Source organism: Humibacillus xanthopallidus, assembly GCF_044793955.1.
Taxonomy (GTDB): Bacteria; Actinomycetota; Actinomycetes; order Actinomycetales; family Dermatophilaceae; genus Humibacillus; species Humibacillus xanthopallidus_C.
Map to the genome: position 1 here is coordinate 384240 of NZ_CP084995.1, position 25134 is coordinate 409373.

Annotated in this window: 22 protein-coding genes; 12 read left to right on the forward strand and 10 right to left on the reverse strand. The window is 72.1% G+C overall.

The window, feature by feature from the left end; translation table 11 throughout:
* Nucleotides 1-7: 7 nt before the first annotated feature.
* Both LG278_RS01745 and LG278_RS01750 read left to right on the forward strand, forming a co-directional pair.
* Nucleotides 8-814, forward strand: coding sequence for an SRPBCC family protein (locus LG278_RS01745; protein WP_404390315.1), 807 nt, complete (start codon nt 8-10; stop codon nt 812-814).
* A 139-nt stretch (nt 815-953) separates the two neighbouring features.
* Nucleotides 954-1613 (forward strand): NAD(P)-dependent oxidoreductase, encoded by a 660-nt coding sequence (locus tag LG278_RS01750; RefSeq protein ID WP_404390316.1) that lies wholly within the window; start codon nt 954-956, stop codon nt 1611-1613.
* A 168-nt stretch (nt 1614-1781) separates the two neighbouring features.
* Here LG278_RS01750 and LG278_RS01755 read toward each other — a convergent pair whose 3' ends face one another.
* A complete protein-coding gene (locus tag LG278_RS01755) occupies nt 1782-2729 on the reverse strand; it encodes an ornithine cyclodeaminase family protein (protein ID WP_404390318.1) in 948 nt (315 codons plus the stop codon).
* Nucleotides 2730-3234: 505 nt separating this feature from the next.
* Here LG278_RS01755 and LG278_RS01760 point away from each other — a divergent pair.
* The 4 genes from LG278_RS01760 (at nt 3235) to LG278_RS01775 (ending at nt 8257) form a co-directional block, all read left to right on the forward strand.
* Complete coding sequence (locus tag LG278_RS01760) at nt 3235-4608, forward strand: L-serine ammonia-lyase (protein ID WP_404390320.1); 1374 nt, start codon at nt 3235-3237, stop codon at nt 4606-4608.
* A 121-nt stretch (nt 4609-4729) separates the two neighbouring features.
* Nucleotides 4730-5278: a Uma2 family endonuclease gene (locus tag LG278_RS01765; RefSeq protein ID WP_404390322.1), complete on the forward strand. Its 549-nt coding sequence runs from the start codon at nt 4730-4732 to the stop codon at nt 5276-5278.
* A 106-nt stretch (nt 5279-5384) separates the two neighbouring features.
* A complete protein-coding gene (gene glp, locus LG278_RS01770) occupies nt 5385-6578 on the forward strand; it encodes a gephyrin-like molybdotransferase Glp (protein ID WP_404390324.1) in 1194 nt (397 codons plus the stop codon).
* Between the two features lie 41 nt (nt 6579-6619).
* The gene (locus LG278_RS01775; protein ID WP_404390326.1) at nt 6620-8257 is read left to right on the forward strand and encodes an ABC-F family ATP-binding cassette domain-containing protein; all 1638 of its coding nucleotides are present in this window, start codon (nt 6620-6622) and stop codon (nt 8255-8257) included.
* A 129-nt stretch (nt 8258-8386) separates the two neighbouring features.
* Here LG278_RS01775 and LG278_RS01780 read toward each other — a convergent pair whose 3' ends face one another.
* Nucleotides 8387-8725 carry a YciI family protein gene (locus LG278_RS01780; protein ID WP_404390328.1) on the reverse strand — a complete coding sequence of 113 codons (339 nt, stop codon included), beginning with the start codon at nt 8723-8725 and terminating at the stop codon, nt 8387-8389.
* 14 nt (nt 8726-8739) lie between these two features.
* Nucleotides 8740-9588, reverse strand: coding sequence for a formate dehydrogenase accessory sulfurtransferase FdhD (fdhD, locus tag LG278_RS01785; RefSeq protein WP_404390330.1), 849 nt, complete (start codon nt 9586-9588; stop codon nt 8740-8742).
* 25 nt (nt 9589-9613) lie between these two features.
* Here fdhD and LG278_RS01790 point away from each other — a divergent pair, with 25 nt between their 5' ends.
* Both LG278_RS01790 and LG278_RS01795 read left to right on the forward strand, forming a co-directional pair.
* A complete protein-coding gene (locus LG278_RS01790) occupies nt 9614-10231 on the forward strand; it encodes a molybdenum cofactor guanylyltransferase (protein WP_404390332.1) in 618 nt (205 codons plus the stop codon).
* Nucleotides 10232-10456: 225 nt separating this feature from the next.
* Nucleotides 10457-12535 carry a M4 family metallopeptidase gene (locus tag LG278_RS01795; protein ID WP_404390334.1) on the forward strand — a complete coding sequence of 693 codons (2079 nt, stop codon included), beginning with the start codon at nt 10457-10459 and terminating at the stop codon, nt 12533-12535.
* 155 nt (nt 12536-12690) lie between these two features.
* Here LG278_RS01795 and LG278_RS01800 read toward each other — a convergent pair whose 3' ends face one another.
* A complete protein-coding gene (locus LG278_RS01800) occupies nt 12691-13293 on the reverse strand; it encodes a hypothetical protein (RefSeq protein ID WP_404390336.1) in 603 nt (200 codons plus the stop codon).
* Between the two features lie 314 nt (nt 13294-13607).
* Between LG278_RS01800 and LG278_RS01805 the strand changes: the two genes are divergently transcribed.
* Entirely contained in the window at nt 13608-15545 is a 1938-nt protein-coding gene (locus LG278_RS01805; RefSeq protein ID WP_404390338.1) for an N-acetylmuramoyl-L-alanine amidase, read from the forward strand.
* Between the two features lie 208 nt (nt 15546-15753).
* Here LG278_RS01805 and LG278_RS01810 read toward each other — a convergent pair whose 3' ends face one another.
* The 4 genes from LG278_RS01810 to LG278_RS01825 form a co-directional block, all read right to left on the reverse strand.
* Complete coding sequence (locus LG278_RS01810; RefSeq protein ID WP_404389124.1) at nt 15754-16956, reverse strand: IS30 family transposase; 1203 nt, start codon at nt 16954-16956, stop codon at nt 15754-15756.
* Nucleotides 16957-17283: 327 nt separating this feature from the next.
* The gene (locus LG278_RS01815; RefSeq protein ID WP_404390340.1) at nt 17284-19221 is read right to left on the reverse strand and encodes a penicillin-binding transpeptidase domain-containing protein; all 1938 of its coding nucleotides are present in this window, start codon (nt 19219-19221) and stop codon (nt 17284-17286) included.
* Between the two features lie 35 nt (nt 19222-19256).
* Nucleotides 19257-20351, reverse strand: coding sequence for a hypothetical protein (locus LG278_RS01820; RefSeq protein WP_404390342.1), 1095 nt, complete (start codon nt 20349-20351; stop codon nt 19257-19259).
* 148 nt (nt 20352-20499) lie between these two features.
* Nucleotides 20500-21135, reverse strand: coding sequence for an N-acetyltransferase (locus LG278_RS01825; RefSeq protein ID WP_404390344.1), 636 nt, complete (start codon nt 21133-21135; stop codon nt 20500-20502).
* 114 nt (nt 21136-21249) lie between these two features.
* On the opposite strand from LG278_RS01825, the gene LG278_RS01830 reads away from it, so the two are divergent.
* The 3 genes from LG278_RS01830 (at nt 21250) to LG278_RS01840 (ending at nt 24116) form a co-directional block, all read left to right on the forward strand.
* Nucleotides 21250-22359, forward strand: coding sequence for an App1 family protein (locus LG278_RS01830; protein ID WP_404390346.1), 1110 nt, complete (start codon nt 21250-21252; stop codon nt 22357-22359).
* Nucleotides 22360-22384: 25 nt separating this feature from the next.
* The gene (locus LG278_RS01835; RefSeq protein WP_404390348.1) at nt 22385-23245 is read left to right on the forward strand and encodes an Fpg/Nei family DNA glycosylase; all 861 of its coding nucleotides are present in this window, start codon (nt 22385-22387) and stop codon (nt 23243-23245) included.
* 67 nt (nt 23246-23312) lie between these two features.
* Nucleotides 23313-24116, forward strand: a complete 804-nt coding sequence (locus tag LG278_RS01840; protein ID WP_404390350.1) for a hypothetical protein — start codon at nt 23313-23315, stop codon at nt 24114-24116.
* 72 nt (nt 24117-24188) lie between these two features.
* Here the strand turns inward: LG278_RS01840 and LG278_RS01845 are convergent, their stop codons facing one another.
* Together LG278_RS01845 and LG278_RS01850 are read right to left on the reverse strand one after the other, a co-directional pair.
* Nucleotides 24189-24710, reverse strand: coding sequence for a CD225/dispanin family protein (locus LG278_RS01845; RefSeq protein WP_404390352.1), 522 nt, complete (start codon nt 24708-24710; stop codon nt 24189-24191).
* 55 nt (nt 24711-24765) lie between these two features.
* Nucleotides 24766-25089 (reverse strand): rhodanese-like domain-containing protein, encoded by a 324-nt coding sequence (locus LG278_RS01850; RefSeq protein ID WP_404390354.1) that lies wholly within the window; start codon nt 25087-25089, stop codon nt 24766-24768.
* Nucleotides 25090-25134: the final 45 nt, after the last annotated feature.

The following is a 25134-nucleotide window of genomic DNA, read 5'->3' on the forward strand; positions in this document are numbered from 1 at the left end:
TCGCCGGATGGAGCTGACGCACTCCTTCTCCGTGCCGACCCCGGTCGACGACGCGTGGGCGCTCTTCATGGACCTCGAGAAGGTCGGTGGCTGCTTCCCGGGGGCGACCGTGACGGAGGTGAGCAACGACGGGTTCGCCGGCACGGTCAAGGTCAAGCTCGGTCCGATCGCCCTGCTCTACACCGGCACCGGGTCGTTCGTCGAGCGTGACGACACGGCCCACCGTGCGGTGATCGAGGCCAAGGGCAAGGACAAGCGTGGCAACGGCACGGCCGGGGCGACGGTGACCATCGAGCTCTCACCCGACGGCACCGGCACCCGGGCCGACGTCGTCACCGACCTCGCCGTGACGGGCAAGCCGGCGCAGTTCGGTCGGGGCGTCATGCAGGACGTGTCGGACAAGCTGCTCATGGCCTTCATCGCCTGCATCGAGACCAGGCTCGGTGAGGGCGAGCCCGGCGAGGCAGGCGCGGCAGTGGACGCCGACGGTGCGGGTGCTGCTGAGGGTGCCGGTGTCGTTGAGGCCGAGGGGGCGGCCACCACGGACGGCACGGCGGTGCCTGCCGAGGCGGAGGCAGCCCCGACCGCGACCGCGGCCACCCCGGTGACGGAGCCGGCAGCGCCGACCCGCCCGGCGGCATACCCCCCGGGTCCTCGGCTCGTGACCTCGGCGGTGGAGGAGGACGACGCGCTCGACCTCGGGTCGGCCGTCATGCCGGTGCTCATGAAGCGCTACGCCGGCTACGCCGCCGCAGCCCTCGTCGGCCTCGTCATCGGCGTCCTCCTCGGCCGCCGCGGCACCCCCACCCCCTGATCGAAAGAGCAATCCCGCGCAATCGAAAGCGCAACCCACCCCATCGAAAGAGCGATTCGTCCGCCCCAGGGAGCGCGCGGATCGCTCTTTCGATTGGGGTTGGGGCGCGGGGTGGGGCTGGCTCTGAGAGGGTGGAGGCATGTCACGCGTCACGCTCATCGGCGGCCACGGCAAGGTGGCCCTGCTCGCTGCTCCCCTCCTCGTCGGCGAGGGCCACGAGGTCACCTCGGTCGTGCGCAACCCCGACCACGTCGCCGACGTCGAGGACACCGGTGCCACGGCTGCGGTGCTCGACATCGAGCACGCCAGCACCGACGAGATCGCCGACGCGCTACGTGGCAGTGAGGTCGTCGTGTGGTCGGCCGGAGCGGGAGGTGGCAGCCCCGAGCGCACCTACGCCGTCGACCGCGACGCCGCGATCCGCTCGATGGAGGCCGCCACGCAGGCGGGGGTCGGTCGCTATGTCATGGTGAGCTACTTCGGCGCCGGCCCCGACCACGGAGTGCCCGAGGACAACGGGTTCCACGCCTACGCCGAGGCCAAGACGGCTGCCGACGAGCACCTCCAGGGCACGTCGCTCGCGTGGACCATCCTGCGACCGAGCGCCCTGACGCTCGAGGCCGCGACGGGTCACATCGAGACCGGCGACGATGTCACCCCCGGGTCGGTGTCGCGCGACAACGTGGCGCACGTGATCCGGTCGGTCATCGGTCACCCCGAGACGACCAGCCGGCGCATCATCGCCTTCAACGACGGACTCACCCCGATCGAGGACGTCATCCACCCGCGCACCGACTGACGCCGGCCTCCCCCGTCGAGTGGGCACTTTCCACCGCCCCCTCGAGGTCGAGTGGGCACTTTGCACCCAGAAATCCACAGTTCGCCCTGTGGGTAACCGGGTGAAAATGCCCACTCGATGGTGACGTTCGGTCGAGTGGGCACTTTGCACCGACGGCAGCCGCCCTGGCTAGATCCGTGTGACGTGCTCGGCGACGACGAGGTCCTGCCAGGCCATGCCGACGCCCTTGAAGACGTTCGGTCGGTCGGTGGCCCGCTGTCGGCGGCCCAGCACGAGGTCGGCGAGCGTGCCGACGTCGGTCCAGTCGAGCCGCCCGTCGGCCACCGCGAGGACGACGTCACCCGCTTCTCGCTGGGCGGTGCCGATGTCCTCGACGACCACGAGGGAGCGGCCGACGAGGTCGCTGTCGAGCTCGCGACGGTCCGGCTCGTGCGATCCGATGGCCACGACGCAGGCACCGTCGGCCACCCAGTCCCCGTCGATCACCGGGGTCGCTGCCGACGTCGCGGTCACGATGACGGCGGCCTCGCGCACGGCCTCCTCGACTGCCGCACCGTCGGCGACGGCCAGCGCCTCCGCCCGCGGGGAGCCGGCCAGCCCGCGGATGCGGTTCGCGGCCGACCGTGCCCGCTCCACCTCGCGCCCCACCACCGTGATCGACGTGGGGCTGCGGATGGCGAGGATCGCTTCGGCGTGACCGACGGCCTGCGGCCCGCTGCCGATGATGACGACGTGCGAAAGCTCTTGTGCCGCAAGGCAGTCGATCGCCACGGCCGACACGGCAGGAGTGCGCAGGGTGGTGAGGGCGGCTCCGTCGAGCACTGCCGACGGGGTCAGGGTGGCGGCGTCGAAAAGCACGTAGAGCGCCTGGATCCGCTCGAGTCCCCGGGCTGGGTTGCCCGGCGCCACGGAGGCCACCTTCACGCCCGCCGCCCGCCGGGAGGCTGACGGCATGACGAGCAGCTGACCGTCACCGGCCGGCACCGCGAGCCGTGCGGGGTCGGCCGAGGGGTCGAGGCCGTCGGCCAGTGCCTGCCTGATGAGACGCCGTGCCCGGTCCGCGGACACGGCATGTCGAAGGGTGGTCGCGTCGACCCAGCGGGGCTGCTCCGTCATCACCGCCCAGACTGTATGCCGTCCGGCCCGGTGAGAAGCGCCCACTCGATGTTGGGGGCGTGTGAAGAAACGCCCACTCGACTGGTGGGGGTGTGACGAAGTGCCCACTCGACTGAGGGGGTGTCGGGGAGGGGGCGGACGGCATACCCGAGCGGTGAGGAAAGTGGGCACTCGACGTTGGGGGCGTGTGAAGAAACGCCCACTCGACTGTGGGGGGTGCGACGAAGTGCCCACTCGACTGAGGGGGTTTCGGGGAGGGGGCGGACGGCATACCCGAGCGGTGAGGAAAGTGGGCACTCGACGTTGGGGGCGTGTGAAGAAACGCCCACTCGACTTTGGGGGGGGGTGGGACGGAGGGGGCGCTCGAGTGCGGGGGTGGGCTGGGCGGGGGTGGACGGCATACCTCAGGGGTGTGCGTGGGGGCTCGTCCGAGCCGTAGGCTCGGAGCGGCCGCCCACCACCCCCGCGGCGGTCGCCGTCAACGACGACACGAAGTCAGGACACCATGGCGCTCAGCGTTTTCGACCTCTTCTCGATCGGCATCGGGCCGTCGAGCTCGCACACGGTCGGCCCCATGCGGGCCGCGGTGCTCTTTGCCGAGCGGCTGCGTGACGAGGGGCGACTCGCGCAGGTGGCGCGGGTGCGGTCCGAGCTCTTCGGATCGCTCGGTGCGACGGGCCACGGGCACGGCAGCGACAAGGCGGTGCTGCTGGGGCTGACGGGTGAGCGGCCCGAGCTGTGCGACCCGCGCGCCGTCGACGCGCGCCTTGCCGAGATCCGCGCGACGAAGCGGCTGTCGTTGCTCGGCGAGCGCGAGATCGACCTGGTCGAGGACGAGGACCTCGTGCTGCACCGCCGCAAGACGCTGCCGCTGCACCCCAACGGCATGACGTTCACGGCGCTCGACGGGGCCGGTGCCACGCTGTCGCAGCACACCTACTACTCCGTGGGCGGCGGCTTCGTCGTGGGCGAGAACGCCGTCGGCGAGACGAAGATCGTCGAGGACTCGACGCCCGTCGCGCACCCCTTCCGCACCGGCGACGAGCTGCTCGCGCACTGCAAGGAGACCGGCAAGTCGATCGCGCGGATCATGCTCGAGAACGAGCTCTCGTGGCGCACCGAGGCGGAGGTGCGCGAGGGCCTGCTCGATATCTGGAAGGTCATGAAGGAGTGCGTGCGCAACGGGATCGCGACCGAGGGAGTGCTGCCCGGCGGTCTGCGGGTGCGCCGCCGCGCCCCCGAGCTCGCCCGCCGGCTGCAGCTCGAGGAGGGCAGCGACGACCCCCTGCGCGGCATGGACTGGATCACCCTCTATGCGCTCGCCGTCAACGAGGAGAACGCTGCCGGAGGGCGGGTCGTCACCGCGCCGACCAACGGGGCGGCCGGCATCATCCCCGCGGTGCTGCACTACTACGCCAACTTCGTGCGGGGCGCGGACCGCGACGGCATCGTCCGCTTCCTGCTCACCGCGGGCGCGATCGGCGTCATCTACAAGGAGACCGCCTCGATCTCGGGCGCCGAGGTCGGCTGCCAGGGCGAGGTCGGCTCGGCCTGCTCGATGGCGGCCGGCGCGATGGCGGCGGTCATGGGCGGCACCCCCGAGCAGGTCGAGAACGCCGCCGAGATCGGCATGGAGCACAACCTCGGCCTCACCTGCGACCCCGTCGGCGGGCTCGTGCAGATCCCCTGCATCGAGCGCAACGCGATCGCCTCGGTCAAGGCGATCACGGCCGCCCGGACGGCTCTGCGCGGCGACGGCTCGCACGTCGTCTCGCTCGACAAGGTCGTCAAGACGATGCGCGAGACCGGCGCCGACATGAAGGTGAAGTACAAGGAGACCGCGCGCGGCGGCCTCGCCGTCAACGTCATCGAGTGCTGACGCGCCCCCGCCCTCACCGCTGACGTATGCCGGGTGGCCGAGCCTGTGGACAACCCTCGCTGAGGACGGCCCGACGTTGTCAGGCTGGTCCGCGTGGGACGGAGGGGGCACGATGGTGACCATGACGACGCTGCCGCGCTCGCGTCCGCTGACGCGCGCGGACCTGCAGACGATGCCCGATGACGGGCACCGCTACGAGCTCGTCGACGGCGTCCTCATCGTGACGCCCGCGCCCGGCTTCCAGCACCAGGCCGTGCTGGCCGAGCTCTACGACCGGCTCAAGGCGGCATGCCCGCGCGAGCTGGTCGTGCTCTTCGCGCCCTTCGCGGTGGCCCTGGCCGACGACACCGAGCTCCAGCCTGACCTCATCGTGGCGCGGCGGGCGGACTTCACGCCCAAGGAGCTGCCCGTGGCTCCGCTGCTCGCCGTCGAGGTGCACTCGCCGAGTACGCGTCGGATCGACCTCACGCTCAAGCGCGACCGGCTCGAGGCGGCAGGGTGCGGCGCCTACTGGTGCATCGACCCCGATGCGCTCACGCTCGTCGCCTGGGAGCTGCACGACGGCCGGTTCGTCGAGGTGGCCTCGGTCGGCCGCGACGAGACCTTTGCGGCGACGAGACCGTTCCCCGTGGTGATCCGCCCCTCAGACCTCGCGCCGGACACTGCGTGACGCAGGGACGCGGACCGAGCCCAGACGCGCCCTGTCGAGGCTGAGCTCGAGCGCCCGGCCCGCGCCCGCCCGCTCGGGGCGCGGGTCATGCGACAGACTGGCCCGCATGGGTCACGTCTCCGTCGCCGACCACCGCGCCGCCGTGGCGCGGCTCGTGGGCGAGGCCCCGGTCGAGCGGATCGCCCTCGACCGGTATGCCGTGGGGCGGCGGCTCGCGGCCGACCTGCTCGCGCTCGACGACCTCCCACGCTTCGACGGCTCGGCGATGGACGGTTATGCCGTCCACCCGGCCGACCCGGGCCAGCGCCGCTACCCCGTGGTCGGTGACGTGCCCGCCGGATCGGCCCCGCAGACAGCGCTCGCGCCCGGCGAGGCCGCCCGCATCATGACGGGCGCCCGACTGCCGGAGGGGACCGTCGCCGTGGTGCCCGTCGAGGTCACCGACGCGTCGCCGACCGGACCGGCTCCGTCTCACGTAGCGCTGCATGTCGACCCGATCCCGGGCCACCACGTGCGGGCCCGCGGGGAGGACATGCGCGCCGGATCCCTCGTCGCCGCAACGGGATCCGCGGTCACCGCAGCCCTGGTCGCGCTCGGACGCTCGGCCGGGTGCACCACGGTGGAGGTGCGGGGCGGCACCGGGGTCGCCATCATCGCCACGGGCGCCGAGCTGGTGCCTCCCGACGTCGACCCCGGCGCCGGGGGCATCCACGAGTCCAACTCCGACATGGTCGCCGCCCTCGCAGCGGGCGCCGGGTGCGACGTGCGCCGCGTCGAGGTGTGCTCCGACGAGCCGGAGGAGCTGCACCACCTGCTGGCGGCTCTCGACGCCGACCCGGCTGTCGACCTCGTCATCACGACGGGAGGGGTGAGCGCCGGCGCCTACGAGGTCGTGCGCCAGGTCTGCGAGCCGCTGCCGACCTTCGACTTCGTGCACCTCGCGATGCAGCCCGGTGGCCCGCAGGGGCTCGGCCGCTTCGGCTCGACACCGGTCGTCTGCCTGCCGGGCACCCCGGTCGGGGCGTTCGTCGCCTTCGAGGTGCTCGTCCGTCCGGCACTCGACCGGCGCCACGGCGCGCCGCCCACGACACCCGGCCACGCGGCATACCGGGGCAAGCCGAGGCGCACCCGGGCGGGGCGCGTCCAGTTCGTCACGAGCGTGCTGCACGACGACGGCACCGTCACGGCGCCGGACGCCCGGCACCTGACGGCGCTGGCCGCCGCGAACTGCCTCATCGAGGTCCCGGTGGGCGTCGACCAGCTCATCGACGGCGACGTCGTCACCGTTCACCTGCTGTGACCGTGGCCGGAGGCGCCCGCCGGCGCACCTAGGCTGGCCCCGTGAGCGCGACCCTCGTGGCCAAGGACCTCGCCGGGGGCCACGCCCACCGGACCCTCTTCGAGCACCTCGACCTGACGGTCGCCCCCGGTGACGTCGTCGGGGTCGTCGGTGCGAACGGCGCCGGCAAGTCGACCCTGCTCCGGCTGCTCGCGGGCGAGGACGAGCCCCTGGCGGGCACCGTGACGACGGCACCCTCCGACGCCTTCGTCGGGTGGCTGCCGCAGGAGCACGAGCGCGTGCCGGGCGAGACCGTCGCCGACCACATCGGGCGCCGCACCGGCGCCACGGCCGCGACAGTGGCGATGGAGGACGCGGCCGCTGCGCTCGGCGGCGACGACCCCCAGGCCGACGAGAGGTATGCCGTCGCGCTCGACCACTGGCTCGCCAGCGGAGCGCCCGACCTCGACGACCGCATCCCGCCGATGCTCGCGGAGCTGGGCCTCGACGTCGGCCCCGACGCGCTGATGACCTCGCTGTCGGGCGGTCAGGCGGCGCGGGCCGCGCTCGCGGCGCTGCTGCTCAGCCGCTTCGACCTCGTGCTGCTCGACGAGCCGACCAACGACCTCGACCTCGAAGGGCTCGCGCGGCTCGAGGCCTTCGTTGAGGGTCAGCGCGGCGGCATCGTGCTCGTGTCGCACGACCGGGAGTTCCTCGCCCGGTGTGTCACCCGCATCGTCGAGCTCGACCTCGCCCAGAACGCGGTCTCCGTGCACGACGGTGGCTACGAGTCCTACCTCGAGGAGCGCGAGGTGGCCCGGCGTCACGCGCGCGAGGCCTACGAGGCCTACGCCGGCACCAAGGCCGACCTCGAGTCGCGGGCCCGCACCCAGCGCGAGTGGTCGTCCAAGGGCGTGCGCAACGCGATGAAGAAGAGCCCTGACAACGACAAGATCCGGCGCGCGGCGAGCATCGACTCGGCGGAGAAGCAGGCCCGCAAGGTGCGGCAGATGGAGTCGCGCATCTCCCGGCTCGAGGAGGTCGACGAGCCACGCAAGGAGTGGGTGCTGCAGTTCTCGATCGGGGCGGCGCCGCGGTCGAGCTCGGTCGTCGCGACGCTCAACGAGGCAGTCGTGCGACGCGGTGACTGGACCTTCGGGCCGGCGTCGTTGCAGGTGGAGGCGCGACGCCGGATCGGCATCACCGGACCCAACGGTGCGGGCAAGACGACCCTGCTGTCACTGCTGCTCGGTCGGCTCGAGCCCGACGAGGGCAGCGCCTCCCTCGGGGCGAGCGTGGCCGTCGGCGAGATCGACCAGGCCCGCACTGGGCTGCGTGAGGACCTGCCGCTCGGCGACGCCTTCGGCGAGGCGGTGCCCGACCTCGTGCCGGCCGAGCGTCGCACGCTCCTCGCGAAGTTCGGCCTCAAGGCCGACCAGGTCGGCAGCGCCGTGGGCCGCCTCTCACCCGGCGAGCGCACCCGTGCCGCCATGGCGCTGCTGCAGGCCCGCGGGGTCAACCTGCTGGTCCTCGACGAGCCGACCAACCACCTCGACCTGCCCGCGATCGAGCAGCTGGAGCAGGCGTTGGACTCCTACGACGGCGCGCTGCTGCTCGTCTCGCACGACCGCCGCCTGCTCGAGAACGTCCGCCTCGACGAGCGGTGGCACGTCGAGGACGGCCAGGTCACCCGTCTCTGACGGTTGTCGGTGCGCCGACGGACCGCCACGAACGCCCGGGCAGCGGCCACGGCACGCTCAGCCCGGCGGCATACGCCCGTTGGTGGCGGTCCGTCGGCTGGGTCCGCCGCCGGCCCGCTCGGTAGCGCCTCAGCCCGGTGACTGGGTCTCGTCGGCGACCCACGGACCGAGCGGCGGGTCCCACCGGCGCACGACGCGGCGGAGCACGTACCCGCCCAGCCAGTAGGGGTCCTGGTCGAAGGTCTCGGTGACCTCGGCGACCGACTCGCCCGACACGACGATGAGCGCGGCGTTGACCGGCTCCTGGTCCGTCGGCTCGCCCTCGCTCAGCTCGTCGATGCCGTCCTGGTACATCCCTGCGACGAGCAGTCCGTGGAGACCACTGAGCCACTCGCGGTGTTCGGGACGGATCGTCATCATCTCCGACGCGTCGTCGGGGTAGGTGTAGTGGATCGCGAAGATGGCCACGGTCGTCCTTCCGGTCAGGTGGTGGTGACGCGGTGTGCGCCGGCATACACGTTGAGGCGGGAGCCTCGCACAAAACCCATCAGCGTCATGCCGGCGTCGTCCGCACACTCGACAGCGAGCGACGACGGCGCCGAAACCGCTGCGAGACAAGGGATCCCGGCCATGATGGCCTTCTGTGTCAGCTCGAACGACGCCCGCCCCGAGACGACGAGCACGCACCCGACACCGGGGACCCGGCCGTGCTGCAGCGCCCAGCCCACCACCTTGTCGACGGCGTTGTGCCGCCCGACGTCCTCACGGGCGACGAGCAGCTCGCCATCGGCGGTGAAGAGCCCGGCCGCGTGCAGCCCGCCCGTCTTGTCGAACGACCGCTGCTCGGCACGCAGCGCGTGCGGCAGCTCGGCGACGACCTTGGCCGCGAACTCCGTTGTGTCAGAGCGCACCTCGTAGGCCGACTGCGCCCGCAGCTGCTCGATGCTCGCCTTGCCGCAGACGCCGCACGAGGAGTTGGTGAAGAACGAACGCGTGGCCGAGGCCGCGGGCGGCGCCACTCCCGGGCTCAGCGTCACGTCGATGACGTTGTAGGTGTTCTCGTCGAAGCCGCTCTCGCCCGAGACGACGGCGCCCTCGCAGTAGCGGGCGAGCGCGATGTCGTCGGCCGACCGGATGAGCCCCTCGCTGAGCAGGAAGCCGTGCACGAGCTCGATGTCGTGGCCGGGCGTGCGCATCGTCACCGTCAGAGGGCTGCCGCCCACCCGCAGCTCGAGCGGCTCCTCGACGGTCAGGGTGTCGGGGCGCGTCGTGCTCGACGCGGTGGCGAGGTCGATCGAGGTGACCTTGCGTCGCACCGTCACCCGTCCCATGAGGCCAGCGTGCCAGACTCCCCCCGTGGATCCGAGCCCACCCATCCCGCCGTATGCCGTGAGCGTCCTCGTGCTCACCGGTGGCGCTTCGCGACGCATGGGCAGCCACAAGCCCTCGCTGCGGGTCGGCGCGGCACCGATGGTCGTGCGGGTGCTCGCCGCGGCGCGACCCCGCCCCGTGCTCGTCGTCGGGCGAGACGATGACGTGCCGGACGGCATACCGGTGCTCGTGGAGGACCCGGCCGGGTGCGGACCGGTGGCGGCGATCGCCGCGGGGCTCGGCCACCTGCCGGAGGGGGCGGACGTCGTCGTCGTGCTCGCGGCCGACCTGCCCTTCGTCACCTCGGTCCACCTCGACCGGCTGGTGAGCGCTGTCCTGCACCACCCGCCGACCGAGGGGCCGGCCGTCACGACCGACGCGACCGGCCGCCTCAACTGGCTCTGCTCGGCCTGGCGTCGCGCCGCCCTCGAGGCCGCGATCGACCGCCTCGGCGACCCCGCCGGGCGCAGCATGCGCGACCTCGCGGCCGGGTTGCGACCGGTCGAGGTGGCTGACACCGACCACGTCGCCGACGACGTCGACACGCCGGACGACCTCACGCGTGCACGCCGACGTCACGGCGACGAGGCCCAGCCCACCTGAGGCCCGGTCGAAGGCTGGGAGATCGGCCAAGTGAGCCCCTGCCACGAATCTTGTTGCGGCCAAGCGTTACTCCGAGTTTGGACCGCAGTTGGCAAAGTCTTGGTAAGGGACGTTGACCGACATTTCGGGCTGCTGCGACTGTCAGCCGTCCCCCCTCATGAGTCTCATCACCTGAGACGGCGGACTCCACCAGCGGCGGATGCCGCACGTCGACAGGAGCAATCAGTGAATCGATTGAAGTCTGGGCTCGCGACCGGGGGCCTGCTGGCCCTCGCGCTGGCCATCTCGCCGGCGATCCCGGCGGGCGTGGCCTCCGCAGCACCCACGGCGTCCACGGCTGCGGGCGACAAGGGCCCCGCACCGGAGTCGCAGAGCCTCAAGACCGTCGAGCAGGCCAAGGCGGCCGGCTCCGCCACGGCGCTCGGCCTCGCCGCGGGCGAGGAGCTGACCGTCAAGTCCGTCATCACCGACCCCGACGGGGCGACCCACGTGCGCTACGAGCGCACCATCGACGGACTGCGCGTCGTCGGCGGCGACCTCGTCTCGCACCGCGACTCCTCCGGTGCCGTCAAGAGCGTCACGTGGAACGTGCGCAAGAGCGTCACCCCGGCCACGACCACCCCGACCATCTCCAAGGGCGCGGCGCAGCAGGCCGGCCTCGCCGCTGCGAAGGCCAACAACGAGAAGGCATCCGCCGGCGAGCTCGTCGTCTACCAGGGCGCCAAGGCCCCGACGCTCGCCTACGAGGTCGTCACCGAGGGCATCAAGGCCGACCAGACGCCGACCCGCCTGCACACCATCGTCGACGCGACCACCGGCAAGACCCTGACGAGCTGGGACGACATCAAGCACGGCACCGGCAACGGCATCTACGTCGGCAGCGTCTCCCTCGCGACGAGCGGCAGCTCGGGCAGCTACACGATGCGCGACAGCCACGGCAACTACGCCACCGACCTGGGTCAGGGCACGTCAGGCACCGGCACGACCTTCACCGACGCCGACGACATCTGGGGCAACGGCAGCACGAGCAGCCGCCAGTCCGCCGCCGTCGACGCGCACTACGGCGCGGGCAAGACCTACGACTACTACAACACCCAGCTCGGCCGCGCCGGCATCTGGAACAACGGCACCGGCGCCCGCAGCCGCGTCCACTACGGCCAGAACTACGTCAACGCCTTCTGGGACGGCACGCAGATGACCTACGGCGACGGTTCGGGCAACGCCAACCCGCTCGTCGAGCTCGACGTCGCCGCCCACGAGATGAGCCACGGCGTCACCGAGAACACGGCGAACCTCAACTACTCCGGTGACGCGGGCGGCCTCAACGAGGCGACGTCCGACATCTTCGGCACCGCCACGGAGTGGTATGCCAACAACGCCGCCGACACGCCGGACTACCTCATCGGCGAGGAGATCAACATCAACGGCAACGGCACGCCGCTGCGCTACATGGACAAGCCGAGCAAGGACGGCGCCTCGCGCGACTGCTGGAGCTCGACCGTCAGCGGGCTCGACCCGCACTACTCGTCCGGCCCGCTCAACCACTGGTACTACCTGGCCTCCGAGGGCACCGGCAGCAAGTCGATCAACGGGGTCAGCTACAGCAGCACCGCCTGCAACGGCACGACCTTCACCGGCATCGGCCACCTCAAGGTGGAGAAGATCTGGTACCGCACGCTCTCGACCTACCTCACCTCCTCGAGCAACTACGCCGCGGCCCGCACCGGCGCCATCAAGTCGGCCAAAGACCTCTACGGCGCGGGCAGCGCCGAGTGCCTCGGCGTCGAGAAGGCCTTCAGCGGCATCTCCGTGCCGGCCGGCACCGAGACCTGCGGCGGCACGACCCCGCCGCCGACCGGCAGCTCGCTGACCAACGGTGGCTTCGAGTCGGGCCAGACCGGCTGGACCGGCACGACCGGCCCGATCACCAGCAACACCGGCCGCCCGGCACGCACCGGCTCCTGGAAGCTCTGGCTCGGCGGCAACGGCTCGACGGCCTCCGAGAGCGAGTCGCAGACCTTCGCCGTGCCGTCGACGGCCACCTCGCCGACGCTCACCTACTGGATCCGGATCGACACCGCCGAGACGACGACGTCGTCGCAGTACGACAAGGCCACCGTGCAGCTCAACGGGGTCACCAAGCAGAGCTACTCCAACCTGTCGACCCCCAAGTCGTCCTACGTGCAGAAGAGCATCGACCTGACGGCCTACAAGGGCACCAACGTCACGCTGAAGTTCGCCTCCACTGAGGACTCGTCGCTCCAGACGAGCTTCGTCATCGACGACGTCGCGACGAACTTCTGACCGACGGCGTCACGCGACGCACCACAGACCCACGGCCGGTATGCCGCCCGCTCCCTGGCGGCATACCGGCCGTTGCCGTGCGGCTGGGGACGATACGGGCGCGAGCTGCGGAGAGCTGGCGCAAGACCAGATGGCGCGCGTGGAGAGCTGGTGCGTCAGCCCGCGGCCGCGACGCCGGTCGGCGTCGTCGTGGTGGGTGTCGAGCACTTCGCGTTCGCGGGGCTTGTCAGCGTCACGTCGATGACGACGGCGCCGACGAGGTCGGACACCCCGCCGAGCGAGGGGTCGGTGAGGTCGAAGGTGCGGGCGAGGTCGTCGGTGACCGCCAGCGTGATCGGCGCGCTCTCGGCGTCGGCGGGGTCCTCGGCGGGCGGGATCGGCACAGCGCCGTCGGTGGAGGGGTCGGTGGCCTCGACGGGGGTCGCGCGCAGCGCGGTGAGCGCCCCGATGAGCTGCTGGCGCTGGGTGGCGCTCAGGGTGCAGGTGCGGCCGCGCACGAGTCGGGTCTCCACGACGACCCGCCCGTCGGCCTGGATGACGACGCGGTCATCGAAGTCGGCGATGCCGCCGGTGCGGCGCAGGGTCATTGGGAAGGTCGGTCCGGGCTCGTCGGGACCGCTGCCGACGCCGCCGTCACCGTTGGCACGGTCGACGTCGTTGCCGGCGTCGATGCCGGAGCCCCCCGTGGCGTCGCTGGTGGACCCGCCGTCGCCGGACGGCTGGTTCTGGGTCGCTGGTGCTGACCCGATTGCGGACACGGAGACCCCGCACCCCCCGAGCAGGAGTGCACTGACGGCCACCCCCGCGCACACGCTTGCGCGCCACATGACGTCCATCTTGCGCCCATCTGCGCGCTGGTGCACGTGGGACAGGCGGGTTTCCTGACAACACTTCGGTGAACGTTTCAAGTGGCAGACCTCGGGACGGGGGTGTTGGCTCGACCGCGTGGGCCGAGTCGCAGGGCCGCGGCGCGACCCACCCCAGCCGGGATACGAAAGGGACAAATTCAGTGATACCCCACGACCACGACCAACGAACCTTCGACGGGTCGCCACCCGACTCCGTCGCCACGATGACGCTCCCCCGGGGTCGGGCGCGTCGGCGCTCGATCGCCGCGCTCGCCTCGGCCGCGGCCGTGCTCGGCGGCCTGGCGCTGGCGGCAGGCCCCTCCGCCGAGGCGCAGGTCACGTCCGTCGGTGACGACGCGGGCAGCCGCGAGCGAGCCTTCGCCGCGGCCTCCGCCGAGTTCGGCGTGCCCCAGCCCGTGCTCGAGGCCGTCTCCTACGCGCAGACCCGCTGGGACTTCAACCCCGGCCACAGCACGTCGGGCGGCTACGGCCCGATGCACCTGGTGGATGCCGGTCTCGGCTCTCCCGCCGACGCCAAGGGCCTCGGCGCCCCGGCCGCCCCAGCCGCGGCCCCCGTCGCGGACACGCTGTCGCGCGCTGCCACCCTCACCGGCATCGACGAGGAGGCGCTGCGCACCGACGAGCTGGCCAACATCCGCGGCGGCGCCGCCCTGCTGGCCGCCGAGCAGCGCTCCCTCGGCCTGCCGCTGGGATCCTCGACCGCTCCGGGGGCCTGGTATGCCGCCGTGGCCGAGTCCTCCGGCTCCGCCCAGGAGGACGTCGCCGCGGCCTTCGCCGACGACACGTTCGCGGTGATCGCCACCGGTGCCTCGCGTCAGACCGTCGACGGCAAGGACGTGTCGCTGCTGCCCGCACAGGTCAGCCCCGACGAGGCCCAGCTCGCCCGCCTCGGCCTGCTGAAGAAGGCCAACAGCGCACCCATCGACTGCCCGCCCGGTCTCGACTGCGAGTGGATCCCGGCTCCCTACGAGAAGCTCGGCTCCGACCCCGGCGACTACGGCAACCACGACCTCGCGAGCCGTCCCGCGTCCCCGAAGATCACCAACATCGTCATCCACAACACCGAGGCGAGCTACGAGACGACCCTCAAGCTCGTCACCGACCCGACCTATGTCTCGTGGCAGTACTCGCTCCGCTCGTCGGACGGGCACATCGCGCAGCACCTCGAGCCGCAGGACGTCGGCTGGCACGCGGGCAACTGGTACGTCAACAGCCACTCGATCGGCCTCGAGCACGAGGGCTTCGCCGCGACCGGCGCCCAGTGGTTCAGCGAGCCGATGTATCGCTCCTCCGCGCGCCTCGTGAAGTACCTCGCGCGCAAGTACGACATCCCGCTCGACATGCAGCACATCTTCGGCCACGACCAGATCCCGGGTGTCACGGCCGCCAACGTCGCCGGGATGCACTGGGACCCGGGCCCCTACTGGAACTGGGAGCGCTACTTCCAGCTCCTCGGCGCGCCGCTCAACTCCCACGCCGCCGACGGCGCCGTCGACCTCGTGCGCATCGTGCCCGGCTTCGACGACAACATCCAGCCGCTGATGTCGTGCACCAAGACGGGGGTCGTGTGCGAGCCCCAGGGCACGAACTTCGTCTACCTGCACCAGTCGCCGTCGCAGAGTGCGCCCTACATCAACGACATCGCGCTGCGCCCGAACGGGGCACCCGCGACGACCCGGGTCTCCGACATCGGCGCCCGTGCCCAGGCCGGTCTGACGTTCGCCGTGGCCGAGCGCCAGGGCGACTGGACCGCGATCTGGTTCAACGGCGTCAAGGGCTGGTTCCACAACCCGGCGAGCGACCCCACGGCCATCCCGGTCAAGGGCTCCTACGTCGTGCCCAAGGCCGGCCTCGCCAAGGTGCCCGTCTACGGCAGGGCCTACCCGGAGGCGTCGGCCTACCCCGCCGGCATCCCGGTGCAGGCGCTCGCGCCGCTGCAGTATGCGTTCACGCCGGGTCAGCGGTATGCCGTCGGTGACCTCACCGTGCCGACGAACTACTACCGCGCGGTGACCTACTCGCTCGACACGCCGAACGACCACGTCGACGTCGTCGGGCAGGACCGCTACTACCAGATCTCGCTCGGCCACCGTTTCGCCTTCGTGCGCGCGGCCGACGTGGAGGTCATGACGGCGAAGTAGCACCACCGATCGTCACGACGTGAGCACTCGACCAAGCCCGGTCGAGTGCTCACGTTCTGACCGGCATACGGCGTCGGGATCTGGGCACTCGACGCGAAGGTCCGGTCGAGTGCTCACTTTCTGACCGGTATACGGCATCGAGAACTGGGCACTCGACGCAGAGGTCCGGTCGAGTGCTCACTTTCTGACCGGCATACGGCGGGCGGTCTCAACTCGTCTGCGCAACGGTGAGTAGTTGGTTGAGTTTAGCGGCGGGGGTGTGGAAGCCGAGGGTGGCTCGTGGTCGGGTGTTGAGCAGCGCCTCGACCTCGGCGACGCGTTCGTCGGTGACGGTGGTGAAGTCGATGCCTTTGGGGAAGAACTCGCGGATCAGGCCGTTGGTGTTCTCGTTGGTGCCGCGTTGCCATGGTGAGTGCGGGTCGCAGAAGTAGACGTTGCAGCCGGCCGCGACGGTGAACCGGGCGTGCTCGGCCAGCTCTGACCCTTGGTCCCAGGTCAGCGTCTTGGCCAGGTGCGCGGGCAGCGCGGTGACCATGTCGATGAGCCGGTCGGTGACGGTGGTCGCGTCGTGCCGGGCGGGTAGCCGGGCGATCATCGTGTACCGGGTGCTCCGTTCGACCAGCGTGATCGCGGCCGTCCGGTTCCCGGCGCCCAGGATCAGGTCGCCTTCCCAGTGTCCGGGCACGGCCCGGTCGGTGGCCTCGGCCGGGCGGGCGGTGATGGTGGCCTGCCCGACCCAGGACTTGCCCCGGGGCCGGGCGGCCAGCTTCGAGGCCGGTACCCGGTGGGTCCGGCCGCTGCGCAGCGCCTGCTCCCGGGCCAGCTCAGCGCGGAGGCTGCCGCGGCCCTGGACGTACAGCGCCTGATAGATCGTCTCGTGGGAGATCTGCATGGACTCATCCTGCGGGTGGCGCAAGGCCAGCTCGCCCTGGATCTGCTGCGGGGACCAGTGCGCGTTCAACCCCTGGATGACCTCGGCCCGCAGCGCGGCGTGCTCGGGCCGGTCCAGCTTCCGCGGCTGGGGCCGGGCCCGGTTGGCGTGGGTGCGGTGCTGCGCGACCCGGACCGAGTACACCCCGCCGACCCGGTTACGGGTCAGCTCCCGCGACACGCTGGAGCGGTGCACGCCCAGCTCGGCCGCGATCCGCGCCGGGCTGCGGCCCTCACCCAGCCGCAGCGCGATCACGCCCCGGCCGGCCTCGGTCAACCTGCCCCGCGCGTCGGTCCAGTCGCCCTCGCTCACCGCCGGGGCAGGGCGCAGCAGGCCACCGACCGGTCCCATCCGAAACGTCATACCGGCCACCTTGGCCCACCGGCCCACCGCGCGGCGGTCCACCCCGAGCCGCCGCGCCACCTCCAACGCCGCCAGGCCCTGCTCCAACAGCCCCAACGCCTGCTGCCGCTGCACCACGCTGTACCGCCCAGGCCTTCCAGCCATCATCTGCCTCCACACGATTCGTGTTGCGCAGACGATCTGAAGCCAAGGCGTCGGGAAATGGGCACTCGACGCGAAGGTCCGGTCGAGTGCTCACTTTCTGACCGGCAACCGGCGTCGGGAACTGGGCACTCGACGCAAAGGTGAGTCGAGTGCTCACTTTCTGACCGGCATACGGCGTCGGGAAATGGGCACTCGACGCAAAGGGTCGGTCGAGTGCTCACTTGCCGACCGGCATACGGCGTCGGGAAATGGGCACTCGACGAGAGCCTGGGCCCCGGGACCAACTGCTCTCTCGATCGGTCAGCTGGGGTTGTAGGCCTTGAGGAAGCTGAGGATGAATGGCGCGGCGCCGGTGACGCCGTTCTCGCCGACCTCGTTGTAGGCGGCGATCGCCAGGTCACCGCGGCCGGCGACCATCCACGCGTGGGTGTCGGGCGGGCTCTTGGTGCCGAACTCGGCCGTTCCGGTCTTGGCGAACTCCACCCCGGCCGGCTTCAGCACGGTGCCCGACCCCTCCGTCACGACGGCCCGCATCTCCTGGCGCAGCAGCTCCGCCTCCGTGGGGTCGAGCGGGGTCGCGGGCGCGGGCAGGGCGGGCGCGCCGGCGACGAGGGTCGGTCGCACGGTCTGGCCCTTCATCACCGAGGCGACGACGAGGGCCATCGTGAGCGGTGAGGCCTCGACCCGGCCCTGGCCGATGAAGGACGCCGCGTGCTCGACGACGTCGTCGGTCGCCGGCACCGACCCGAGGAAGCCGGTGAAGGGCAGGTCGAGCTTCTCGCCCATGCCGAGCGACTGCGCGGCAGTGGTGAGGTCGTCCTGGCTGACCTTCTCGTGCTGGCTGATGAAGGCCGTGTTGCACGAGTAGGCGAGCGCGGTCTGCATCGAGATGTCGCCGAGCTTGTCGGCGGGGTAGTTGGTGTAGTTGCTGAACCGTCGACCGTTGACCGTGAGCGTCTCGGTGCACGGCAGCGTGGTGGCCGCCGTCGCGCCCTTGCGGGCGATCGCGAGCGAGCTGACGATCTTGAACGTCGAGCCCGGGGCGGCCTTGCCGGCGAGGGCCAGGGTGGAGCCCTTGGCTCCCGGCCCGACGGCGGCGGCGAGCACCTCACCGGTCGAGACCTTGACGACGACGAGCGCCGTGGGCCGGGCCGTCTGCTTGGCGAGGGCGCTCTCGGCGGCGGTCTGGGCGCGGGAGTCGAGGCTGGTGCGCAGAGGCTCGCCGGGCGTCGACACCTCGGCGAAGAGCTCACGCTGGTCGACGACGCTGCCGTCGGCGCCCCGCTCGACGGCCCGCACGGCGAGGCCGGGCGTGCCCCGCAGCCGCTCGTCGTAGCGGAACTCCAGACCGCTCTGCCCGACCTCGTCACCGGCCGCGAGCACCCCGCCGGAGTCCTTGACCTGCTCGGCGGTCGCCTCGCTGACGCTGCCGAGGATGGGCGCGGCGAAGGTGCGGGTCGGCCCGAGCACCTTGAGGGCCGGCACTGTCAGCGACCCCTTCACCGCAGCGATCGCCGGGCCCTGCTTCGCGAGCACCGGGTCGTCGGAGCGCAGCGTGATCGCCTCGACGAAGGCCCTCGCGCCGGCGGACGACACCTTCGCGGCATACCGGGTGGGGTCGATGCCAACGAGGCCGGCGAGCTGCTTCGCTGACGCGGCGGCAGCGGCGCCGGACACCTTCGTCTTGTCGATGCCGATGACGGCGACCTCGCGCTCCGTCATCAGCTTGGTGCCGTTGGCGTCGAGGATGTCGGCGCGGCGCGGCCAGGTGCGCTGGAGCGCCAGCGTCTCGTTGGCCGTGAGCTGGGGAGCCACGACGCCGGGTGACCACGACACCTGCCACACGTTGTCGACGAGGCGCATCGGCACGGTGGTCGCGTAGGTCCAGTCGGTGGGTGACACGGAGATGTCCCACCGGGTCTGGAGGGTCGCGGTCGCCTCCTCGCCGTCGCCGCTCGCCTTGACGGCGGTGACGGTGACCTCGGGCCGCAGGGTGCCGAGCCCCTTGTAGGCCTTCGTCACGAAGGCGCTCGCCGCTGCCGGTGTCGTCGACCCCGCGAAGGCGACCCCCGCGAGGTCGGCCTTGGCGAGTCCGGTGGCCAGGGCCCGGGCGGCGTCCTCGGGCGCGGGCGCCTGCTCGAGGAGCGAGCAGCCGGTGCCGAGCCCCAGCACGAGCACGCCACCGAGCACGGCGGCCACGGTCGAGCGGGGGCGTCGGGTGCGTCGGGTGCCAACCATGCGCCCACGGTACGTGCCGCTCCTGAGCGACGGGCTCATCGCGCTGCCGCGTCGTCCGTATGCCGTGCGGCCGGCTCGGGCGCCCGTGGCCCGGTGGCCGCGTGGTCCCTGGGTGCGACTGGCGAGGGTCCGGACTCGCTGGACGGGTGCGCAGCCGAGCGGGGTCCGTCGCCGCGGGGACGCAGTCGGGGCAGCAGGAGTGCGCCTGCGAGGCCGACGACGACGGCGAGCACGAGCGGCCCGGGACGATAGGCGAGCAGCGCCTGCACGAAGACGTCTCGGCCGGCATCTGCGACCTCGCGCACGTTGCCCGGCAACCCCGCGCCCGGGCGCAGCAGCACCGTGACGTAGGCGAGCGCCGTGATGGCGGCGTCGAGCACCCAGACGGAGGCGAGCGCGACTACCCAGGTGACGATGCGCCGAGCGGGCCGCAGCCCGACCGTAGCCAGGGCCAGGCCGAGCAGGATGCCCACGAGCCAGCGGGTCTGGCCGACGAGGAGCGGGGCTGCGGCCGGGCCGAGCAGCGCCACGGTGAGCGCCGACAGCCAGTTGACGGTCAGGACCGCGAGGGGCGCGGTGGCGAGGGCGCGCAGCACGGGCCGGCCGTAAGCGACACAGAGCCCGAGGACGAAGCCGCCGAGGCTGCAGGCCACCGCGATCGCGACGAGCGGGCGCAGCACTCGGGCGTCGCCGTCGAAGGTGCCGGCCGACTGGCGGGCCGCGCCGGCCGACTGCACGACCGTGTAGGCCGTCGCGGCCAGGGCCCCCGTGAGCGCTGCGAGGGCGCGGCGCACGCGCCTGCCGTCGTGCGGCCGCGTCCAGAGCACCGCGAAGGCCGAGACGGCACCGGCACACATCGTGAGCACGACGAGCAGCGGGAGCTGGCCCGTGAGGAAGGGGAGCGTCGACAGGTAGGGCTCGGGTGGCCGGTCGCGTGCGGTCGTGAGGCGCGGCGTGAGGTCGAGGCCGGTGACGACCCACGGGAGCGCCCCCACGAGCCACCAGCCCACGAAGGCGAGGGGCACGATCGGCCACACCCGTCGGCCCCAGGTCTGGCGCAGGGGTGGGTGCACCCGGCGATCAGCCGGTCGGCTCATCGCGTCGTCCGGGACCTCGACGGCGTCGTCCACCCGCAGATCCGATCATGAGGGGGCGACATCGTCCAGTCGACGACGTCTGCGCCGAGCCATCACCGTGGGCAACGGTCATGGGGCATGGCGGTGCTGCATCTCGACGGTGCTGACGGTGAACGGTGCTGAGGGTCAACGATCCTGGCGCTCAACTGCGCTGGGGTCGCCAGAGCTGCACGGAGGCCACCGGCTCGAAGCCCGCCGACAGGGCGGCGCGCAGGGCTCGGGCGTTGCCGGGGGCACAGGCGGCGACGACGACCTCGTCGCGGGGCACGAGGGTCAGCGCGGCCCGCGTCACCTCCGCGCCGGAGTGGCCCTTGCTGGGGTCGATCTCGATGCCGAGCTCCGGCAGGCCACCCAGCCCCGTCGCGAGGGTCACGAGGGTGTGGTCGTCGGCCGCGGCATACCCGAAGGTGACGACGCCGGTGCGCACGACGGTGGCGTGCTCGGCGCGCGGGTGGTTGCGCAGGTCGCTGCGCGGCACGAGCTGCGGCTCGCCGCCGAGCCCGCTCGCGACGAGCACGATGTCGAGAGCGTCGATCCAGCCGTCGCCGGCGATGGCGGCGACGAGCCGAGGATTGCTCGCTCCGCCGAATCCGTTGGCCCCCAAGGCATTGATGCGCTCGGCTGACACGTCCTCGCCGACCGCGATCACGGCATGGCCGGTGAGGGCGACGACGCCCTCGACCCCGTCGTGCCACGGCTCCGCCCGCTCCCACGCGCCGTCGACGTCGGGGAACTCGCCGCGGGCGGCGTTGCTCAGGACCTGCGCGATGGGGTGCACGGCCACCATCCAACAACGGACGACACCCGGCGTGCCTCCCGGTCCCACCTTCCGGCCACTCACCGGCCACGCGCCAACCGACGGGGGTGGCCCTGCTCCGGGTAGGTTGAGCACATGTCACGACCGCACGCGGCCGCCATCGTCGAGGACACCGTCCACGAGCAGATCGAGCGCGTGCTCCGAGGCCGGGGGTGGGGCAACCGCGTCATCACCCACGTCGGCTACGGCTCGCCCTCCTTCGTCAGGGTCTTTGCGCGGATCCTGCTCGGGCGCAAGGGTCGTGAGAGCACCGAGGGCCCCGAGAGCCGACAGGACGCGACCGGTGCACTGAGCCCGGCGCACTACGACCGCGGCTGGCGCGCCTTCCTCACCTCGCCCGCGACGGGGGTGCCGGTCAAGGTCACGGCAGGCGACCGCGAGATCTTCGGTCGCTCCGACCGTGGCGGCCACGTCGACATCGTCGCCCGCGACCACGGTCTCGAGCCGGGCTGGCAGCAGGTCGTCGTCGAGGCCCAGGGCACCGACCCGGTGGCGGCCGACGTCTTCATCGTCGCCGACGACGTGCGCTTCGGCCTCGTCAGCGACATCGACGACACCGTCATCACGACGATGCTGCCTCGACCCATGATCGCGGCCTTCAACACCTTCGTGCGGCGGGCCAAGGCCCGTCACGCGGTGCCCGGCATGGCGCCGATGTATCGCCGCCTGCTGTCGGCGCACCCCGGAGCCCCTATCGTCTACGTCTCGACCGGGGCGTGGAACACCGCGGCGACGCTCAACCGCTTCCTCCTCGAGAACGGCTTCCCGCTGGGGCCGCTGATGCTCACCGACTGGGGCCCCACCAACACCGGGTGGTTCCGCAGCGGGCAGGACCACAAGCGCAGCTGCCTGCACCGGCTGGCGCGCGACTTCCCCGACATCAAGTGGCTGCTCGTCGGTGACGACGGCCAGCACGACCCGCAGCTCTATGCCGAGTTCGCGGAGGCGCGTCCCGACCGGGTCGACGCGATCTGCATCAGACACCTCTCGCCGACCGAGCAGGTGCTGAGCAACCCGATGAAGATCGACGCGCCGGCGCGCATGATGGGCCCGCGCAGCGTGCCGACCTTCTCGGCGCCCGATGGCCATTCCCTGCTGCGCACACTGGACGGGCAGGGGCGCGTCGGCCCGGCGGTGGCCGAGGACGAGCAGCCCTCGCGACCCCAGCGTCAGCCCACCCGCTGACGCTCCCGGATGTCAGACTGGGGCCATGCCTGAGCTGCCCGAGGTGCAGGCGCTCGTCGACTTCCTCGCCGAGCGCACCGACGGACTCGCCATCACCGGGGTCGAGCTCGCCTCCTTCAGCGTGCTCAAGACCTTCAACCCGCCGCCGCAGGCTCTCGAGGGCAGCCCCATCGACGGGGTGCACCGGCACGGCAAGTTCCTCGACATCGACGCCGACGGCACCCACCTCGTCTTCCATCTCGCCCGCGCCGGGTGGCTGCGCTGGTCCGACCAGCTGCCGATCACGGTGGTGCGCCCCGGCAAGTCGCCGATCGCCCTGCGCGTCCGGCTGTCCGACGGCTCCGGCTTCGACCTGACCGAGGCCGGCACGAAAAAGTCGCTCGCCGCCTACATCGTCACCGACCCCGCCGAGGTGCCCGGCATCGCCCGGCTCGGCCCCGACCCGCTCGCCGACGACTTCACCCTCGAGCGCTTCCGCGCGCTGCTCGACGGGCGCCGCACGCAGATCAAGGGCCTGCTGCGCGACCAGGAGTTCATCGCGGGCGTCGGCAACGCCTACTCCGACGAGATCCTCCACGTCGCCAAGATCAGCCCCTTCGCGCTCGCCGGCACGCTCGGTCCCGAGGTCGTCGACCGCCTGTATGCCGCTCTGCGCGACACGCTCAAGGGCGCCGTCGGCACGGCGTCGGGCAAGCCGGCCAAGGAGCTCAAGGACGCCAAGCGCGCCGGCATGCGCGTGCACGCCCGCACCGGTGAGCCGTGCCCCGAGTGCGGCGACACCGTGCGCGAGGTGTCCTTCGCCGACACGTCGCTGCAGTACTGCCCGACCTGCCAGACGGGCGGCAAGCCGCTCGCCGACCGACGGATGAGCCGGCTGCTCAAGTGAGCGCGCGTCCGGCGCCACCGCCACCTGGGATGCAACGTCTGCCCCGCGTTGGGTGTCTCTCATGGACATGAGCACTTCCACGTTGCGCGTTCGGGCGCTGCCGACACTCGCGCTGATCCTCGTCATGGGCTCAGCGGCTGCTTGCGGCCAGGCCACGCCGTCAGGTGGGGCGACCCCCGCCGGCGCCGGCACAACGGGGTCGCCCGGAGGCTCCGCCAGCAGCACCGCACCCGAGACCCCTGCACCTGAGACCCCGGCACCCGGCGCGACCTCGGCGCGCGCGTCGGTCACCGGAGCGGGCGTGCGACTCGACGCGACCTTCGAGATCGGCTTCTCGGAGCAGCCGGTCGACCCCGGGGTGCGCCGCAAGCCGGGTGTCGTCGTCACCTACACCCTGACGCGCGAGGGCGGCGGGGGGAACGCGGGCGGCGAGCTCGTCGCCTACGACGTCGTGCCCGACAGCCTCGGCTCGGCCGGCCTGCCGCCCGACGTCAACCCCGAGCACGCCTGGGTCTATGCCGACGGCGACGCCGTGCGCATCAGCAAGCAGTCCTTCGCGGCTGCTCCGGGTGTCTCGTTCATCGCCGCCCCGACGACCGGGGTCCGGGTGATTCCGGCCTCCGGCGCCCTCGAGGGCCGGGCGTATGCCCTGTCGCCCCCCGAGCTCGACGTCCCGGGTGCGGAGTTCGCCGCCCCCCGTGACCCCCTTCCGACCGACCCCGGCACGTGGCAGTTCTGCGTCCAGGTCGGTGAGCGCCTCGACAGCATGCGACCCTCGACCGCCCTCGACGGGGTGCTCGAGGCCCCCGTGCGCGCGCCCGAGGGTGACGAGCTCGTCTGCACCGATCCGGTCGCCTTGGATGCGCCCTGATCTAGGCCCGACCGTGCCCCTGCCGAGGTCCGGACCGAGCTCCCACGGCGACCCAACGGAGCCCTGACGGGCTCAGGACCCGACGACGAACGCGTAGAAGGCCATCCACAGCACCTTGATCACGAGGGCGGTGATGGCCCAGGAGCGGGCCCGGCGTGACGCGCGCGCGGCCTCGGCGATCCGGCCCGACCGGTGCAGCCGGGCGACCGAGAGGGCCAGCACGATGGCGATGAGCCCGAGGGGCGGGAAGCCGAAGAAGGTGGCGAAGATCGCCAGTCCGAGGTGACGTGGCGGGCCCGCCACGACCTGTGGAGGCAGCGTGGGTGGCGGCGCGGACCGGTAGGAGGTGTAGGACCACGTCGCCGGGCTGGGTGGGGGCGGCACCGCGGGGCCTGCGCTCTGCGGCAGCGTCGGACCCGCACTCTGCGGGAGACTCGTGCCCGGAGCCGGCGGCGGGGGGGCCGCGGACTGTGGCCCCGGATCGGCCGCCCCGGTGCGGTCGCTCGTCGCGTCGAGCGGAGGCAGCCAAGCCGACCAGCGGTCGGCGTCGGGGTCCGGGTCGGTTCCGTCGTAGCTGTCTCGGTGATCGGTCATCTCGGGAGGGTCGTCATCTCGCGAAGGGGCCGCACGGCATACGGCCCGGGGTGGGTCAGAGGATGCGGGGCTCTCCGGAGCCCGCGAGCTGCTTGCCTGCGGAGTGCCAGGCGCGCATGCCGCCCTCGACGTTGGCGACGTCGAAGCCCTGCTGGGCCAGCCACTCCACCGCGCGGCCGGAGCGTCCGCCGCTGCGGCAGACGACCGGGATGGTGTCGTCGCTGTCGGGCAGCTCACCCAGGCGGGCCGGGAGGTCGCTGAGCGGGATGTGGACGGCGTTGGGGGCGTGCCCGGCGGCCCACTCGTCGGCCTCTCGGACGTCGACGATGACGGCGTCGTCGGGCAGCTCGGTCACGGTCGTGGTGGGGATCGTGCTCATGCTTCATCCTCGCACGGGCAACGGCGCGTCACCCGGGGTAGCACT